Raw genomic sequence first — 19,287 nt, 5'->3', positions numbered from 1 at the left:
CAGGCAGGAACCCCATGATGGACGCCTTCGAACTTCCCCGCACCCTGGTCCAGTCCCTTCAACGTCGCGCCGCGCAGACCCCGGACCAGGTCGCCCTGCGCTTCCTCGCCGAATCCGCCGAGCACAGCGTCGTACTCAGTTACCGCGACCTGGACCAGCGCGCCCGCACCATCGCCGCCGCCTTGCAAGCCAATGCGAACCTGGGCGACCGTGCCGTGCTGTTGTTTCCCAGCGGTCCGGATTACGTCGCGGCGTTCTTTGGTTGCCTCTACGCGGGTGTGATCGCGGTGCCGGCCTATCCGCCGGAGTCCACCCGCCGTCATCACCAGGAGCGCCTGCTGTCGATCATCAGCGATGCCGAGCCGCGCCTGTTGCTGACCATCGCCAGCCTCGCCGATGGCTTGTCACAGATCGAAAACGCGCCGCCGGTATTGAGCGTCGATCGCCTGGAAAACCTCGGCCATTGGGTCGCCCCCGACCTGCGCCCGGACGACATCGCCTTCCTGCAATACACCTCCGGTTCCACCGCATTACCCAAGGGCGTGCAGGTCAGCCACGGCAACCTGGTCGCCAACGAAGTACTGATCCGTCGCGGTTTCGGTATCGACCTGAACCCGGATGATGTGATCGTCAGCTGGTTGCCGCTGTACCACGACATGGGCCTGATCGGCGGCTTGCTGCAACCGATCTTCAGTGGCGTGCCCTGCGTGTTGATGTCGCCGGCCTACTTCCTGGGTCGGCCATTGCGCTGGCTGGAAGCGATCAGCGAATACGGCGGCACCATCAGCGGTGGCCCGGATTTCGCTTATCGCCTGTGCAGCGAAAGGGTCAGCGACTCAGCCCTGGAGCGCCTGGATCTGAGCCGGTGGCGCGTGGCCTATTCCGGTTCCGAACCGATCCGCCTCGACACCCTGGAGCGCTTCGCCGAGAAGTTCGCCGCCTGCGGTTTTACCCCGAACAATTTCTTTGCCTCCTACGGCCTGGCCGAGGCGACCCTGTTTGTCGCCGGTGGCACCCGTGGTCATGGCATCCCGGCGCTGCGCGTCGACGAGCAAGCCTTGGCCGCCAACCGCGCCGAACCGGGGCAGGGCAGTGCGATCATGAGCTGCGGCACCAGCCAGCCCGAACACGCGGTGCTGATCGCGGACCCGCAGGCCCTCACCGAGCTGCCCGACAACAGCGTCGGCGAACTCTGGGCTACTGGCCCGAGCATCGCCCACGGCTACTGGCGCAACCCCGAAGCCACCGCCAAGACCTTCGTGCAGCACGCCGGCCGTACCTGGCTGCGCACCGGCGACCTGGGTTTCATTCGTGACGGCGAGGTGTACATCACTGGTCGCCTCAAGGACTTGCTGATCGTGCGCGGCCACAACCTGTATCCCCAGGACATCGAGCAGACCATCGAGCGCGAAGTGGAAGTGGTGCGCAAAGGCCGGGTCGCTGCATTTACGGTGACTGAGCAGGGCCTGGAAGGCATCGGCATTGCCGCCGAAATCAGCCGCAGCGTGCAGAAAATCCTGCCGCCCGAAGCGTTGATCAAGGCGATCCGCCAAGCCGTTGCCGAGGCGTATCAAGAGGCGCCAAGCGTAGTTGTACTGCTCAACCCCGGCGCCTTGCCCAAGACCTCCAGCGGCAAAGTACAGCGCGCAGCCTGTGCGCTGCGCCACAAGGACGGCAGCCTGGACAGCTATGCGCAGTTCCCCGACCTGCAAACGCAGGTGCGCGAAGGTGCGCTGGAATCCGAGTTGCACAGCCAGATCGCGGCGATCTGGTGTGAACAACTGCGAGTCGCCAGCGTTGCTGCCGATGATCATTTCTTCCTGCTCGGCGGCAACTCCATCACCGCCACCCAGGTGGTCGCACGCCTGCGCGAAACTCTCGGCCTGGAGCTGAACCTGCGCATGCTATTCGAAGCGCCGACCCTGGAAGGCTTTGCCGCCAACGTTGCGCAGTTGCAGCAAGACGGTGGCGTCGCCCAAGGCGCGATTCAGCGCCTGTCACGCCAAGAGGAGTTGCCTCAATCCCTGGCACAGAACCGCCTGTGGATCACCTGGCAACTGGACCCGCACAGCAGCGCCTACACCATCCCCGGCGCCCTGCGCCTGCGCGGCGAGCTGGATGAAGACGCCGTGCGCGCCAGCTTCCAGCAACTGATCCAGCGCCACGAAGCCCTGCGTACCCGCTTCTACGAGCGCGACGGCCAGGCCTTCCAGCGTGTTGACGCCAAGGCGGATTTCGACCTGCAAGTCATCGACCTCAGCGACCTGCCTGTTGCCGAGCGCGAAGCCCGTGCGCAACAGATCCGCGAAGACGAAGCACGCACTCAGTTCGACCTGGAAAAAGGCCCGCTGCTGTGGGTGACCCTGGTGCGCCTGGACGATGAAGATCACCAGCTGCTGGTGACGCTGCACCACATCATCGCCGACGGCTGGTCGCTGAACATTTTGATCGATGAATTCTCGCGCCTGTACGCCGCCGCAGCCCAGGGCCAAACCCTGGAGCTGCCGCCCCTGGCCCTGCAATACGCCGACTACGGCAGTTGGCAGCGCCAATGGCTGGCCGAAGGTGAAGGCCAGCGTCAACTGGCGTACTGGAAAGCACAGCTGGGTGAAGAGCATCCCACCCTCAGCCTGGCGACCGACCACCCGCGCTCGGCACACCACCGCCACAGTGCCTCACGCCACACCGTGCGCCTTGGCGCGAGCCTCAGCGAAGCGATTCGCCAGACAGCCCAGGCCAACGAATCCACGCCGTTCATGCTGTTGCTGGCAGCGTTCCAGAGCCTGCTGCATCGCTACAGCGGCCAGCGCGACATTCGCATCGGCGTGCCCAACGCCAACCGCCCGCGCCAGGAAACCCAAGGCCTGGTCGGCTTCTTCATCAACACGCTGGTGTTACGTGCCGAGCTGGACGCACGCCTGCCGTTCAACGAGCTGTTGGCCGCGACACGTCAGGCGGCGCTGGGTGCCCAGGCCCATCAGGACCTGCCGTTCGAACAACTGCTCGAAGCCTTCCCGCAGGCCCGCGAACAGGGTCTGTTCCAGGTCATGTTCAACCATCAGCAACGCGACCTCAGCGCCTTGCGCCGCCTGCCCGGCATGCTCGCTGACGAATTGCCGTGGCACAGCCGCGAAGCCAAGTTCGACCTGCAACTGCACACCGAAGAAGACCGTAACGGGCGCCTGAGCCTGTCGTTCGACTACGCCGATGAATTGTTCGAAAACGCGACCCTCCAGCGCCTGGCCCGAGCACTACATCAACCTGTTGCACGCCGTCTGCGAGCAGCCCCAGCAAGCCATCGGCGACCTTGCGCTGACGCAGCACGACGAACAGGCGCTTTACAGCGAAGCACCCTGCGCACCGGCCCAAGTGTGGCTGCCCGAACTGCTCAACCAGCAGACCTCGGACGCCACCGCGCTGGTCTGGGATGGCGGCAACCTGAGCTTCGCCCAGCTGCACACCCAGGCCAACCGCTTGGCCCATTACCTGCGTGACAAGGGCGTCGGCCCGGACGTGTGCGTGGCCATCGCCGCCGAGCGTTCGCCGCAACTGTTGATCGGCTTGCTGGCGATCATCAAGGCCGGTGGCGCCTACGTGCCGCTGGACCCGGATTACCCCGCCGAACGCCTGGCCTACATGCTCAAGGACAGTGGCGTTCACCTGTTGCTGACCCAGACCGCGCTGCTGGAACAGGTGCCGAGTAGCGACGGCGTTTGCGTGATCGCCATGGACAGCCTGCACCTCGATAGCTGGCCGACCCAGCCGCCCGGCCTGCACCTGCACGGCGATAACCTCGCCTACGTGATCTACACCTCCGGCTCCACCGGCCAACCCAAAGGCGTGGGCAATACGCACGCCGCGTTGGCCGAGCGCTTGCAGTGGATGCAGGCCACTTATCAACTCAATGAAACCGACGTGCTGATGCAAAAGGCGCCGATCAGTTTCGACGTGTCGGTGTGGGAGTGCTTCTGGCCGCTGATCACAGGATGTCGTCTGGTGCTGGCTGGCCCCGGTGAGCATCGCGACCCGCATCGCATTGCGCAATTGGTGCAGGAACACGGAGTGACCACGCTGCACTTCGTGCCGCCGTTGTTGCAGTTGTTTATCGACGAGCCGTTGGTGGCCGAATGCACCAGCCTGCGTCGCCTGTTCTCGGGTGGTGAAGCCTTGCCCGCCGAGTTGCGTAATCGTGTGTTGGCGCAGTTGCCGGTGGTGCAGTTGCACAACCGCTATGGCCCGACCGAAACCGCGATCAACGTGACCCACTGGCACTGCAGCGCCGAAGACGGCGAGCGCTCGCCGATTGGTCGGCCGCTGGGCAATGTGATTTGCCGTGTGCTGGATGAACAGCTCAACCCCGTGCCGCTGGGCGTACCGGGTGAGCTGTGCATCGGCGGTATCGGCCTGGCCCGCGGTTATCTCGGGCGTGCCGGGCTGACGGCGGAGCGTTTTGTTGCCGATCCCTCTGGTGAAGCCGGCGCACGCTTGTACCGCACCGGTGACCGCGCGCGTTGGAATGCCGACGGCGTGATCGAGTACCTCGGTCGCCTCGATCAGCAGGTCAAGCTGCGCGGCTTCCGTGTGGAACCGGAAGAAATCGAAGCGCGTATGCTTGGCCTGGAAGGCATCGCCCAAGCGGTGGTGCAGGTGCGTGACGGGCAGTTGATCGGCTACTTCACCGCCCAGGGCAGCCTGGACGAACAGCAGGTCAAAACTGCGTTGGCCGCCGAATTGCCGGAGTACATGGTGCCCGCGCTGTTGATGCGCCTGGACGCCATGCCGCTGAGCCCCAGCGGTAAGCTGGACCGCCGCGCGTTGCCCGAACCGGTGTGGCAAGTGCGTGAACATGTCGAACCCGAAACCCCGCTGCAACAGCAGATCGCCGCCATCTGGCGCGAAGTCCTCGGCCTGCCAGGCATTGGCCTGCGCGATGATTTCTTCGCCCTCGGCGGTCACTCGTTGCTGGCCACGCAGATCATCTCCCGCACCCGCCAGGCCTGTGACGTCGAGCTGCCGTTGCGCACCTTGTTTGAAGCCAGTGAGTTGGGAGCGTTTGTCGAGCAGGTCGGCCTGATCCAGGCTTCAGGCCAGCGCAACCAACAGACTGCCATCGCCAAGGTCGACCGCAGCCAACCGGTGCCGTTGTCCTATTCCCAGCAGCGCATGTGGTTCCTGTGGCAGATGGAACCGGACAGCCCGGCCTACAACGTCGGCGGCATGGCGCGCCTGCGTGGCGTGCTGGATGTGGGGCGTTTCGAGGCGGCGCTGCAAGCGCTGATCATGCGTCATGAAACCCTGCGTACGACGTTCCCGAGCGTCGACGGTGTGGCCTATCAGAAGGTCTCGCCGCAGACCGGCTTGCGCATGGACTGGCAGGATTTCTCCGCGCTGGGCGAAGCCGAACGCCAACCGCGCCTGCAACAACTGGCCGATCACGAGGCGCACACGCCGTTCAACCTGGAAACCGGGCCGCTGCTGCGTGCGTGCCTGGTCAAGGCCGGCGAGCAGGAACACTACCTGGTCCTGACCCTGCACCACATCGTCACCGAAGGCTGGGCCATGGACATCTTTGCCCGTGAACTCAGTGCCTTGTACGAAGCCTTTATCGACGAGCGCGACTCGCCGCTGGCGCCGCTGCCGGTGCAATACCTCGACTACAGCGTGTGGCAGCGCCAGTGGCTGGAATCCGGCGAGCGTCAGCGCCAGCTGGATTACTGGATCGCACAATTGGGCAATGAACACCCGCTGCTGGAACTGCCCGGCGACCGTCCACGCCCACCCGTGCAAAGCCACCAGGGCGAGCTGTACCGTTTCGATTTAAGCGACGATCTCGCAGCCCGCGTGCGTGCTTTCAATGCCGAGCGCGGCCTGACCCTGTTCATGACCATGACCGCCACCCTGGCCGTGTTGCTCTACCGCTACAGCGGCCAGACCGACCTGCGTATCGGCGCTCCGGTGGCCAACCGCATTCGCCCGGAAAGCGAAGGCCTGATCGGCGCGTTCCTCAACACCCAGGTGCTGCGTTGCCAGCTCAATGGGCAGATGAACGTTGCTGAACTTTTCGAGCAGGTACGTCACACCGTGATCGAGGGCCAGTCCCATCAGGACTTGCCCTTCGACCACTTGGTGGAAGCGCTGCAACCGCCGCGCAGCGCGGCGTACAACCCGCTGTTCCAGGTGATGTGCAACGTGCAGCGCTGGGAGTTCCAGCAGAGCCGCCAACTGGCCGGCATGACCGTTGAATACCTGGCCAACGATGCCCGCGCGACCAAGTTCGACCTCAACCTGGAAGTCACCGACCTCGACCATCGCCTGGGTTGCTGCCTGACCTACAGCACCGACCTGTTTGACGAGCCGCGCATTGCGCGCATGGCCGAGCATTGGCGCAACCTGCTGGAAGCGTTGATCGCCAACCCGCAGCAGCGTCTCAGCGAATTGCCGTTGCTGGGCGCCGAAGAACAGCGTGTGTTGCAAGACAGCCTGGGCATTGAGAAAGGCGAGCACCGTCTCGATCAGTGCATCCACCCACTGTTCAGCCAGCAGGCGGCAGCCCGTGGCGATGCGCCGGCGCTGACCTTTGCTGGCGTCACCCTCAGCTACCGCGAACTCGACGAACGCGCCAACCGCCTGGCCTGGATGCTGCGCGAACGTGGCGTCGGCCCGCAGGTGCGTGTCGGCCTGGCGTTGCCGCGCTCCCTGGAAATGGTCATCGGCCTGCTGGCGATCCTCAAGGCCGGCGGCGCCTATGTGCCGCTGGACCCGGAATACCCGCTGGACCGCCTGCACTACATGATCGAAGACAGCGGCATCGGCCTGCTGCTCAGCGATGCGGCGATGTTCGAAGCCCTCGGCGAGTTGCCGGCCACCGTGGCGTGCTGGTGCCTGGAAGATGACTTGCCGGTGCTGGCCAACTACCCGGCTGATGCGCTGCCATTTATCAGCCTGCCGCAACACCAGGCGTACTTGATCTACACCTCCGGTTCCACCGGCAAGCCGAAAGGCGTGGTGGTGTCCCACGGTGAAATCGCCATGCATTGCGCGGCGGTGATCGAGCGGTTTGGCATGCGCGCGGAGGACTGCGAGCTGCACTTCTATTCGATCAACTTTGACGCCGCCACCGAGCGCCTGCTGGTGCCGCTGCTCAGTGGTGCGCAGGTGGTGTTGCGGGCGCAGGGCCAGTGGGATGCAGAAGAAATCTGCGGGCTGATCCGCACCCATGGCATCAACATCCTGGGTTTCACGCCGAGCTACGGCAGCCAGTTGGCGCAGTGGTTGGCGACTCAACAACAAACCTTGCCGGTACGCATGTGCATCACCGGCGGCGAAGCCCTGACCGGCGAACATTTGCAGCGCATCCGTGCCGCGTTCCAGCCGCAGGTATTTTTCAACGCCTATGGCCCGACTGAAACCGTGGTGATGCCGCTGGCCAGCCTCGCGCCTGAGCAGTTGGAGGAGGGCGCCGCCAGCGTGCCGATCGGCAGCATCATCGGTGACCGCGTGGCGTACATTCTCGACGCCGACCTGGCCCTGGTGCCACAAGGCGCGACCGGCGAGTTGTACGTCGGCGGCGCCGGTCTGGCCCAGGGTTATCACCAGCGTCCGGGCATGACCGCCGAGCGGTTTGTCGCCGACCCGTTTGCGCGCAACGGTGGGCGCCTGTACCGCACCGGTGACCTGGTGCGCCAACGCGCCGATGGCCTGGTGGAGTACCTGGGGCGGATCGACCATCAGGTGAAAATCCGTGGTTTCCGTATCGAACTGGGCGAGATCGAAACCCGCCTGCTGGAACACTCGGCCGTGCGCGAAGCGGTGGTGCTGGCGCTGGATTCGCCGAGCGGCAAGCAGCTGGTGGCGTATCTGGTCAGCGATGCCGAGCACGGCGCGCTGCGTGATGCGCTGAAGGCCCATCTCAAGGCGCAACTGCCGGACTACATGGTGCCCGCGCACCTGATCGTGCTGGACAGCATGCCGCTGACCGCCAACGGCAAACTCGACCGCCGCGCCTTGCCGCAACCGGACCCCGAGGCGAACCGCCAGCAGTACGTGGCACCCCGTAACGAACTGGAAAGCACCCTGGCCGCCATCTGGTGCGCCGTGCTGAACGTGCAGCAAGTCGGCCTGGACGATAACTTCTTTGAGCTGGGTGGCGACTCGATCCTGTCGATCCAGGTGGTCAGCCGTGCGCGACAGGCCGGGATTCACTTCAGCCCCCGTGACCTGTTCCAGCACCAAACCGTGCAGACCCTAGCCGCCGTGGCCACGCGCTCCGAGCAGGTCACGGCAGAGCAGGGCGTGCTGACCGGCAGCTCGGGCCTCACGCCAATCCAGCATTGGTTCTTCGACACCGAGATCCCGAACCGTCAGCACTGGAACCAGGCGCTGGTCCTCAAACCACTGCAACTGCTCGACCCCCATCGCCTGGAACAAGCACTGCTGGCGGTGCTGGAACACCACGACGCCCTGCGCCTGAGCTTCTGCCAGCGCGACGCGCAATGGCACGCCGAGCATTTAGCCGTGCCGCACGGCGGCGTGCTGATGCAGGCGCAAGTGCGTGACATGGCGCAGTGCACCGCGCTGTTCACCGACACCCAGCGCAGCCTCGACCTGCAACACGGCCCGCTGCTGCGCGCCTTGCTGGTGGACGGACCCGAGGGACAGCAACGCCTGTTGATCGCGATCCATCACCTGGTGGTAGACGGCGTGTCCTGGCGCGTGTTGTTGGAAGACTTGCAAAACGTCTACCGCCAACTCAGCGAAGGCCAGTCCGTCAGCCTGCCGGCCAAGACCAGCGCCTTGCGTGATTGGGCCGCACGTTTGCAGGCCTATGCCGGCAGCGAATCCCTGCGTGAAGAGTTGAGCGTCTGGCAAGACCAATTGGCTGGGCCGGAAACCGTATTGCCAGTGGCCCGTCCACAAGGCTCGCTGCGCAACCGCGACGCCGACACCGTCAGCGTGCGCCTGGATGCCGAACACACCCGCCAGTTGCTGCAACAGGCGCCAAGCGCCTACCGCACCCAAGTCAACGACCTGCTGCTGACCGCCTTGGCCCGCGTGGTATGCCGCTGGAGCGGCCACGCTTCGACGCTGATCCAACTGGAAGGCCATGGCCGTGAAACCCTGTTCGATGACATCGACCTGACCCGCAGCGTCGGCTGGTTCACCAGTGCTTACCCGCTGCGCCTGACCCCGCACGCCGGGCAGGGCGATTCGATCAAGGCGATCAAGGAGCAACTGCGCGCCGTACCGCATAAAGGCCTGGGCTATGGCGTGCTGCGCTACCTGGCCGATGACCTGTGCAAGCAGACCATGGCCGCGCTGCCGAGCGCGCAGCTCACCTTCAACTACCTCGGCCAGTTCGACCAGAGCTTCGGTGCCGATGCCTTGTTCCACCCGCTGGACGAGTCCGCCGGCCTGGCCCATGACCCGGACGCGCCGCTGCCCAACGAGTTGAGCGTCGACAGCCAGGTGTACGGCGGTGAACTGGTGCTGCGCTGGACCTTCAGCCGCGAGCGTCACGATCAACAGAGCATCCATGAACTGGCGGATGCCTACCTCGCTGAGCTGCAAAGCCTGGTCGCGCATTGCCTGCAGGACGATGCCGGAGGCCTCACGCCGTCCGACTTCCCGCTGGCGCACCTGACCCAAGCGCAACTCGATAGCCTGCCGATTGCCGCCAGCGCCATCGAAGACGTCTACCCGCTGACCCCGATGCAGGAAGGCCTGCTGCTGCACACCCTGCTGGAGCCCGGCACCGGCCTCTACTACATGCAGGACCGCTACCGCATCAACAGCGCATTGGACCCGGAGCGTTTCGCCCAGGCCTGGCAGGCGGTGATCGCCCGCCACGAAGCCCTGCGCGCCTCGTTCTGCTGGAACGTCGGCGAAGACATGCTGCAAGTGATCCACAAACCGGGCAGCACGCCGATTGAATACCTGGACTGGAGCAACGCGCCGGAAAGCGAACAGGAACCGCGTCTGCAAGCGCTGCTCAAGCAAGAGCGCGAAGCCGGTTTCGATCTGCTCAACCAGGCACCGTTCCACCTGCGCCTGATCCGCGTCGGTGCCGAGCGCTACTGGTTCATGATGAGCAACCACCACATCCTTATCGATGCCTGGTGCCGTTCGTTGCTGATGAATGACTTCTTCGAACTCTACATGGCCCTGGGTGAAGGCCGCGACGCGCAACTGGCGACACCGCCGCGTTATCGCGACTACATCGCCTGGCTGCAACGCCAGAACCTCAACGAAGCGCGCCAGTGGTGGCAGCAGAACCTGCAAGGTTTCGAGCGCACCACGCCGATCCCGAGCGACCGGCCGTTCCTGCGTGAACACGCGGGCCACAGCGGCGGCATGGTGGTGGGCGATTGCTACACCCGCCTCGATGCCCGCGACGGTGCGCAACTGCGCGAACTGGCCCAGGCTCACCAACTGACCGTCAACACCTTCGCTCAGGCGGCCTGGGCGCTGGTGCTGCGCCGTCTGAGCGGTGATCGCGACGTGTTGTTCGGTGTGACCGTGGCCGGGCGCCCGGTGGAAATGCCGGAGATGCAGCGCACCGTCGGCCTGTTCATCAACAGCATCGCGCTGCGGGTGAAACTGCCCGAGGATGACCAGCGTTGCAGCGTGCGCCAATGGCTGAGCGGCTTGCTCGACAGCAATATGCAACTGCGCGAGTACGAATACCTGCCGCTGGTGACGATCCAGGAACACAGCGAACTGCCCAAGGGCCAGCCGCTGTTCGACAGCCTGTTCGTGTTCGAAAACGCCCCGGTGGAAGTCTCGGTGCTGGACCGCGCACAAAGCCTGAATGCCACCTCGGATTCCGGCCGTACCCACACCAACTTCCCGCTGACGGCCGTGTGTTATCCGGGCGATGACCTGGGCCTGCACCTGTCCTACGACCAGCGCTACTTCGACGAAACCACCGTGCAAGGCATGCTCGGTGAGTTCAAGCGCCTGCTGCTGGCGTTGGTCCAAGGCTTCCATGGCGACATGGCCGACTTGCCGCTGATTGGCGAGCAGGAGCGCGGGTTCCTGGTGGAGGGCTGCAACCAGAGTGAGCATGCTTACCCGCTGGAGCGCAGCTACATCGAACTGTTCGAAGAGCAGGTCGCCGCGCACCCGCAACGCATTGCCGCCAATTGCCTAGACCAGCAGTGGACTTACGAGGAACTGAACCGCCGCAGCAACGGCCTGGGCCACGCGCTGATCGCAGCGGGTGTCGGCCTGGATCAGCCGGTGGCGTTGCTCGCCGAACGTAATCTCGACCTGCTGGGCATGATCATCGGCAGCTTCAAGGCCGGTGCCGGTTACCTGCCGCTGGACCCTGGCCTGCCAAGCCAGCGCCTGCGCAGCATCATCGACCTGAGTCGCACGCCATTGCTGGTCTGCACCGAGGCATCCCGCGAGCAGGCCATCGAGTTGTTGGAGGGTTTCGACTGCCAGTTGCTGGTGTGGGAAGAGATACCGGCACGTGGCGAAAACCCTGGCCTCTACAGTGGCCCGGACAACCTCGCCTACGTGATCTACACCTCGGGCTCCACCGGCCTGCCCAAGGGTGTGATGGTGGAACAGCGCGGCATGCTCAACAACCAGTTGAGCAAGGTGCCGTACCTGGCCTTGAGCGACGCGGATGTGATTGCGCAGACCGCTTCGCAGAGCTTCGATATTTCCGTGTGGCAGTTCCTCGCTGCGCCGTTGTTTGGCGCACGGGTGGATATCGTGCCGAATGCCATCGCCCATGATCCTCAGGGCTTGCTGGAGCATGTCCAGGCTCAAGGGATCACCGTCTTGGAGAGCGTTCCTTCGCTGATTCAGGGCATGCTCGCCCAGGACCGCATCAGCCTGGATGGCCTGCGCTGGATGCTGCCGACCGGCGAAGCGATGCCGCCGGAGTTGGCGCATCAGTGGTTGCTGCGTTATCCGCAGATTGGGCTGGTGAACGCTTATGGTCCGGCGGAATGCTCGGACGATGTGGCGTTCTACCGCGTCGACCTGGCGTCTACCCGTGGCACCTATCTGCCGATTGGTACACCGACCGACAACAACCGTTTGTACCTGCTCGATGGCGCGCTGGAACTGGTGCCGCAAGGCGCGGTGGGTGAGTTGTGCGTCGCAGGCACCGGTGTCGGTCGCGGCTACGTCAGCGATCCGCTGCGCACCGCGCCGGTGTTTGTGCCCAACCCCTTCGGCGCTCCGGGCGAACGCCTGTACCGCACCGGCGACCTCGCACGCCGTCGCAGCGACGGCGTGCTGGAGTACGTCGGGCGTGTCGACCATCAGGTGAAGATTCGTGGCTACCGCATCGAACTGGGTGAAATCGAAGCGCGCCTGCACGAACAACCGGAAGTGCGCGACGCGGCGGTAGGTGTGCATGAAGGCGTCAATGGCAAGCACCTGGTCGGCTACCTGGTGGCGGCGGATGATGCACTGAACCCAAGCGAACGCCTGGATCGCATCAAGCAGCGCCTGCGCGCCGAACTGCCGGAATACATGGTGCCGCTGCACTGGCTCTGGCTCGACCGCCTGCCGCTCAACGCCAACGGCAAACTCGACCGCAAGGCGCTGCCGGCCCTGGAGATCGGCCAGCTGCACAGCCAGGACTACCTGGCGCCACGCAACGAACTGGAAAGCACCTTGGCCGCGATCTGGGCCGAAGTGCTGAAGGTCGAGCGGGTGGGGGTGCAAGACAACTTCTTTGAACTGGGCGGGCACTCGTTGCTGGCCACGCAGATTGCCTCGCGGGTGCAGAAGACCTTGCAGCGGGATGTGCCGCTGCGGGCGATGTTCGAGTGCAGCACGGTGGCGGAATTGGCTGAGTATATCGATGGGTTGGCGGCCAATGAGATCAGTGCCGAGAAGGTGGATCGGTTGAGTGATTTGATGGCGGAGTTGGAGGGACTTTAAGCGCGCCACTTGTCAGAACTGTCAGATCTGACAGTAGGCAAGATTTCTGATCCGAGCGTTAGATAACCGAAGCTTTTGGCTGGCATGGCCAGCCTCGACGGTTATCTAACGTTGGACAGGAGTCTTATCGTGGCTAAAAAACCGATCTCTAAAAAAACCTCGTCTCTCCAACCCGCCAAAACTCCGCCTCGCCCGCCGAAAAAGCCCAAGGCGCAATTTCCCTTTCCTATTGTCAAGTTCGCAGCCAATAACAGCGTGCTTTACCCCATGGAGGCGATCAATGGGACTGAAGCCAAGCTGACACTGCCTGCGGGGGCGACGGACTGCACATTTTTCATCGCGATCAAGGGCCAGGCCGAGCCTGCATTTGAGCCCATCTTTGTTGAGGATGGCGATGATGTAGTACCGATTTCTGCGCAGTTACTCAGTTTGATGATTGGGCATACGGTGCTGATGTGGTGCACGGCGTTCGCGGGCGCAAAGGAGGAAACTTCCCTGGTGCTGGAGCTGGAAGTTCAGTTATTGAGGGAGGAGGATCTGGTTGTATCGAGGCCTGTGTTTAAGCACTCCAAGAACGAGTGGAACACTTGGTGGCTGAGGATGCAGAGTTTTGCTGGTGATGAAACGGTCGAAGTCGAGGCCTGGCCCTTTATCTTTCCTGGGCAACGGTTGTTTATCACGGTCGCCGGTAACCAGCACACCGCGCCATACCGATTCATCTGGGTTGCGCTGGATCATGTGGTACAGCCCCATGAGGCTCATACGGGTTATGTCTTCAGGTTCCCTCTTTCACGCCCATGGATGTCCAGGCTGGATGACTATTCGGCGCTGACGGCCCACCTGGGTGTCATTTGGGATGGAACCAGCCCTGTCTACCCTGATGCAGGCGACCCTCTACTTGAAAACCCACTGCCTATCAACGCCCAGGATTTCCACTTGCGTACCACCACGCTGCTGCAAGTGGACCCGTACCAGGATTTGAATCCTTCACATCTGCTAGAGTCGGTCGAGCTGCCTCCCGGTCACTGGCAGGTCAACCCAACCAACACCGTCAAGGGCGGGCATGCGGTCGTCAATTATGCCGGCATGGCTGAAGGCGATCTGGTTTGCGCCCAGGCCCAAGGACGCAACTATGGGCCTATAGCGCTCGGTTGTCAGAAAGTGAAAGCGGGTGAAAGCAGCTTGTCGTTTGACGTCCCTCCCAAGGTCCTCGCTGCGCTATTCAATAAGACGCTGACGCTAGATTACACCCTGCAATTCAATCATTACGCGCCGCAGTCTTCGCCTCAGCGAAACATCGACGTGCTGGCACCCCAGCTTCCACGGACGAACATTGAAGAAGCAACTTCGGGTACGCTGGACCTCAGCACATTTGTCGGTGACGCCACAGGTAGCGTTCCGATCTTTGACTACGCCGCTGAGGGTCAATGCTGTTGGATGTGGGTAACCGGTGAGCTTGAGAATGGCAGCGTCTATCAGTTCGATATATTGGGAGATGAACCGCTTACCGCAGACTGGGTGGCGAAGGGCGTCGATACGTTAATCTCAAGGGCTAAGCTGAAGGCACTGGCGGATTGCACTGAGTTCCAACTGCATTTCGCTGTGGGTTTTGATGGCAAATGCAATCGGGCTACTGCGATTGAATTCCCAACCCAGGGATTCAAAATAGAGCAGGAACCTCTGGTACTGGTTGAGCCAAAAGTGACGGAAGCGGTGCTTGACCAATTGACCGCTTACAACGGGCGCAATGGCGTACATGTTGAAGTGAATTATGTCGGCAATAACCCCAAGCACACCCTCAGCGTCTGCTGGAAAAAGCCTGATGGTACTTGCTGGCCTTTGGCATCCAAGCCCGGCAGTGCTTCGGGGTCGGTCATCTTTACTCTACCGCCGGAAGCCGTGATCGAGAGCATGGGTAAGGTGGTGGAGATCATTTACACCGTCACCACCGCCTGCAAGGTGCAGACCTCATCGCCTTTGAACTTGAACATCAGTTTGCCGGTGCGACTGGAAACGCCGAACGTGCGGCAGGCCACGCCTCCCAGAACGCAAAATGCCATACTGGATACGCGCACATTCACCGGGAATGCCGAATCCTTCATAGATTGGATGTGGTTCCTGCGAGCAGGGCAGAAGTGCTGGCTCCGGGCGACCGCAATTGACAAGACAGGGGCTCCCTACAGTTTTGTTATTTATGCGGCGCGAACGATTACAGCGGGTGAAGAAGCGGCAGCAGTAGAGGTGGCAGCAGCTGTGTTGCGGTCCGAGTTGGACAAGGCGAAGGATCAGTCTTCAATGACCCTCACATTCAGTGTGGTCACGGACGGTAGTGGGCTTGAGAGCAATGCAATAGTGTGCCCGTCGCGGGTGTTGATCATTCGAGTTCCCTTCTATGATCACACCAGCTTCGATCCAGCCGACGGTGGCTGGAATGGCTGGCAGAGGGGGGCGGGCGCTACTGATCCCAGGGATCTGGTACTGGTGAGTGGTCCCTTACCTTGGGGCTTGGGTTATTGGTTGCGTGACTGGGGATATACCAATACATCCAACCCGGCCACGCAGAGCGAGAAGATGTTCAAGATTTTCATCGGTTTGGACGCAGGGCGTACATACACATACGAAGCCTGGATACGCGATGATGTCGGCATACCCTTGCCGCCTCGTATGGTGTTAACAGCAGATGGAAAGGATGTAACCGCAGTGAGAGAACCTGGAACAGCTTGGGAGTTACTGAAAGGCACGTTTGTCGCCACTTCAAGCACGGTCAGACTCGGCATTGATAATCGCCGGATGGGAATAGATCCCGCCAATGACTTTGCAGTCACTGGGATCAGGGTGTTTGAATAACTCAGATTCCATGGGGTATTGCGAAGATAAGGCCTCCACTGTGTGGGGGCCTTTTTCGTTAATCCGTTGGGTAACTTACCTCGGCCCCAAAATCTTCCCCAACTTCTCCGGCGAAGGCGCCCCCTGCTGTTGCTGCAACCCACCCTTGTCATCCAGATAGAAAATCGCCGGCGTCGCCGACAATTCCAGCTCATCCATCAGCTTCATATTCCCATTAAGCTTGGCCTCGATATCCGCCGGGATCTTGTCCAGCGCCTGCAACTTGCTGCCTTTGCCGGCAGCCTCATGTTCTTCCAGGGCTTTTTGCGGGTCCTTGGCGGCGAACAGCGCAGCGGATTTGCCTGGGCTGTCTTCGCGGATGATGCCGACCATGATGTGGCGCAGCTGCACTTTGCCGGCCTTTACCCACGGACGCGCCTGTTCCCAGAACATGTTGCAGTAAGGGCAGTTGGGGTCGCTGAACAGGTAGACGATGCGCGGGGCTTTTACGTCGCCGTCTTGGATCCAGCTACTTTTTTCCATCTTGGCCCAGACTTCCTTGGCCATGGGTGCGTAGACCAGTTTCTCCAGCGGCGCGCTGCTCAGGTCGTTGCCTTGGGCGTCGTACAGGTTACCGGCGATCACGCTTTTGCCGTCGGCGGTCAGGTACAGGGCCATGCCACGGTTCTGGTATTGCGCGGCGTAGCCGGTGAGGCCGCTGGGGGCGTCGAATTTGCCGAGGATCTTGGCACCCTTGGCCTCGATCTGTTTGATCGGCGCCGGCCAGTCTTCGGCCTGGGCCAGGGTGGCCGCGAGCGTCAGCGGCAGCAGGGTCAGCAGGTGGCGGAGGCGAGGCATGTCGGTTTCCTTTGTGGGGCGGTGTCGAAGGGTTCCATGGCACGGGCCAGGCTGGCTTGGGACAGTTCGCCGAGATGGCTGTTGATCAGGCGCCCGTCGGCGCTATAGAACAGCGTCGTCGGCAAGGCCATCGAGCCCACGGCTTGGCCGAGACGGCCGCTGGCATCGAATAAAACGTTGTCGAGGGTCAGGCCCTGGGTGGCGAGGAAGGTGCTGACGCTCTGCATGCTTTCGGCCTGGTTGACGAACAGGAAGGTCACGTCGGGGCGTTGGTGCTGGGCACGTTCCAGCACCGGCATCTCGCGACGGCACGGCGGGCACCAGGTGGCCCACAGGTTGATCACCAGCGGGCCGCCTTTGTAGTCGCTCAGTTGCACCACGTCGCCATTGGCGTTGCGCAGGGTGATGTCTGGCAGCTGCGAGCCTTTGTCGTAGAGGCTCAGGGACAGACTGGTCAGGCCCCAGAACACCAGGCCGGTGATTACCCCGGCACCCAGCGGCGTGCGCAGGGCCGGGCGGCGCCAGCCATAGAGCAGCGCACCCAGGATCAGCGCGATCACGCCAGGCCAGGCGAGGAAACCACCGTCGCGCAGGTCGACCATTTGCAGCGGCGCGTGACTGTAGTCACTCCAATACATCAGCACAAAGCTGACGCGGGCCACCAGCATGCCCAGCAGGAACAGGCTGAACAGCACCGATTCCGGGTTTTCACCACCACGCTTGGCCACGCGCCAGCCCACCAGGGTGGCGAGAATCAGCGCGCTGATCAGCAGGATGTGATTCAGGGCGATGGCGAAGGTGCCGATGGTCAGGGTCAGCATTCAGAGGGCGTCCCGGGTTTGCGTCCAGCGTTGCAGGAAAGCGGCGGCATCCACTTCGCCGGTGATGCGTTGGGCGCGGCGTTCTTCACCGTCCGGGCCGATCCACACGAAGCTCGGTGGGCCGGGGACTTTGTAGCGGCCGAGCAGCTCGCGGCTGGCGGCGTTGTCGGCGGTAACGTCCAGGCGCAGCAGGCGTACGTCTTTCAGGGCGTCCATTACCTCGGGTTTGCCGAACACCTGTTTTTCCATGATCTTGCACGACACGCACCAGTCGGCGTAGTAGTCCACCAGCACCCACTGGCCTTGGGCCTTGGCGCTGTCGAGCTGGCTTTGCAGCACGGCGGGGTCGCTGAGGGTCATGAAGGCGTTGTGAGCGCTCGGTGCGGCGGCGGTCCGCGAGCCGCTGTAGACCTTCAGCGGTTGCCACAGGTCATCGCTGCCACCGGCTGCGCCCACTACCAGCACCGCGCCCCACAGGCCGAGTACCAGGGAACCGGCGCCAAACACTCTGGCCGCCAGGCCGTATTCGCGGGCCAGGCTCCAGCCGCAGTAGGCCATCACCAACGCGAGTGCGCCCCACAGGCCGATCCACAGGCTTTCATCGACCACTGGGCGAATCATTAGCACGGCGGTGCCGAGGAACAGGAAGCCGAAGACGCCCTTGAGCACGTTCATCCAGGTGCCCGGTTTGGGCAGGAAGCGATTGCCCACGGTCACCAACAGCAACAGCGGAATGCCGATGCCAATGCCCATGGCGAACAGGATCAGGCCGCCGTGCAAGGCGTTGCCGCTCTGGGCGATATACAACAGGGCGCCGGCCAGGGGGGCGGTCATGCACGGGCCCACCAGCAGGCCGGACAGTGCGCCGAGAATTCCCGCACCGACCAGGCTGCCGCCGCTTTGCTGGCGGCTGACATTGTCCAGGCGATCACGCAGGAAGGCCGGCAGTTGCAGTTCGAAGAAACCGAACATCGGCAGGGCAAGAATGACGAACAGCGCGGCGAAACTGCCGAGGATCCATGGAGTTTGCAGCAGCGCGGCGAGGTTGCTGCCGAGCAGCGCGGCCACTACGCCCAGTGCGGCATACACCAGCGCCATGCACACCACGTAGCTGCTGGCCAAGGCAAACCCACGACGCGGGCTGGCGCCACTGCCGACTACCAGACCGGCGAGAATCGGCAGCATCGGCAATGAACACGGGGCAAATGCCAGCAACAGGCCGAGGCCGAAGAACAGCAGCAGGCTCCAACCCAGGCTGCGCTGTTGCAGGCCACTGGCCAGGCTCTGATCCTGGGCTTCGGCGGTCGCGGCAACGGCCGGGTTGCCCCCCAGGTCCACGGTGATCGACTGCGGCGGATAGCACAGGCCCGCATCGGCGCAGCCCTGCCAGCCCAACTTGACCTGGCCGGTGGCGCCGGCCGGGATCTTCACCTCCAGGCCCTGGCGATACACCTCCTGGTCACCGAAGAATTCATCGCTATGGGCCTCGCCTTGCGGCAACGCGGGCTTTTCGGCCAGGCCATCGAATTTCATGCGTTGCTTGTAGAGGTAGTAACCGTCGGCAATCTGCCAATACAGCTGGGTCTCGCCACTTTCAAGACGTTCGGAGGTAAAGGTGAAGGCTTTGCCCACCGGAAGGAAATCGGGTTTGGTCTCAAATGGGTTGCCCGGCGCGGCCTGGGCAAACCCCGCGAACAACACCAGCAGAAAGGTAAACAGATGCCGCATGGTCAAGCCTTAGTTCGATGCAAGTAGGCACACAATGTGTGGCGTTGATTAACCGATGATTAACCGAGGCTATTCTAGATTGAGTGTGGGGGGTTTAGCGGCATAATCTGCAGTTAATCCACGGCACTTTTAATCACCCCATCTTTCA

At 62.8% G+C, this 19,287-nt stretch carries 4 protein-coding genes and 1 pseudogene; 2 read left to right on the top strand and 3 right to left on the bottom strand.

All coding sequences use genetic code 11. The features are described from left to right. The first annotated feature begins 14 nt into the window (after positions 1–14). Both AYR47_RS28620 and AYR47_RS28615 read left to right on the top strand, forming a co-directional pair. Positions 15–12,906, top strand: a pseudogene (locus AYR47_RS28620) (non-ribosomal peptide synthetase). Positions 12,907–13,035: 129 nt separating this feature from the next. Further along, positions 13,036–15,753 (top strand): hypothetical protein, encoded by a 2,718-nt coding sequence (locus AYR47_RS28615; RefSeq protein WP_061449169.1) that lies wholly within the window; start codon positions 13,036–13,038, stop codon positions 15,751–15,753. Positions 15,754–15,828: 75 nt separating this feature from the next. Here AYR47_RS28615 and dsbG read toward each other — a convergent pair whose 3' ends face one another. Genes dsbG through dsbD form a run of 3 tightly spaced genes read right to left on the bottom strand, consistent with a single transcriptional unit; the run spans position 15,829 to position 19,139 of the window. Continuing rightward, positions 15,829–16,590, bottom strand: a complete 762-nt coding sequence (gene dsbG, locus AYR47_RS28610) for a thiol:disulfide interchange protein DsbG (RefSeq protein ID WP_061449168.1) — start codon at positions 16,588–16,590, stop codon at positions 15,829–15,831. Beyond that, entirely contained in the window at positions 16,566–17,411 is an 846-nt protein-coding gene (locus AYR47_RS28605) for a TlpA disulfide reductase family protein (protein ID WP_061449167.1), read from the bottom strand. Before AYR47_RS28605 ends, dsbG begins: the two co-directional genes overlap by 25 nt. Then, a complete protein-coding gene (gene dsbD, locus AYR47_RS28600; RefSeq protein ID WP_061449166.1) occupies positions 17,412–19,139 on the bottom strand; it encodes a protein-disulfide reductase DsbD in 1,728 nt (575 codons plus the stop codon). It lies immediately after the preceding gene. Positions 19,140–19,287 lie beyond the last annotated feature (148 nt).

It is taken from the genome of Pseudomonas azotoformans, assembly GCF_001579805.1.
GTDB lineage: Bacteria > Pseudomonadota > Gammaproteobacteria > Pseudomonadales > Pseudomonadaceae > Aquipseudomonas > Aquipseudomonas azotoformans_A.
This window is presented reverse-complemented; position numbering and strand designations above follow the sequence as displayed.

Bases quoted from the DNA above. Each gene is read 5' to 3' on its own strand.
- dsbG (WP_061449168.1), bottom strand. From the start codon at position 16,590: ATGCCTCGCCTCCGCCACCTGCTGACCCTGCTGCCGCTGACGCTCGCG.
- AYR47_RS28605 (WP_061449167.1), bottom strand. From the start codon at position 17,411: ATGCTGACCCTGACCATCGGCACCTTCGCCATCGCCCTGAATCACATC.
- dsbD (WP_061449166.1), bottom strand. From the start codon at position 19,139: ATGCGGCATCTGTTTACCTTTCTGCTGGTGTTGTTCGCGGGGTTTGCC.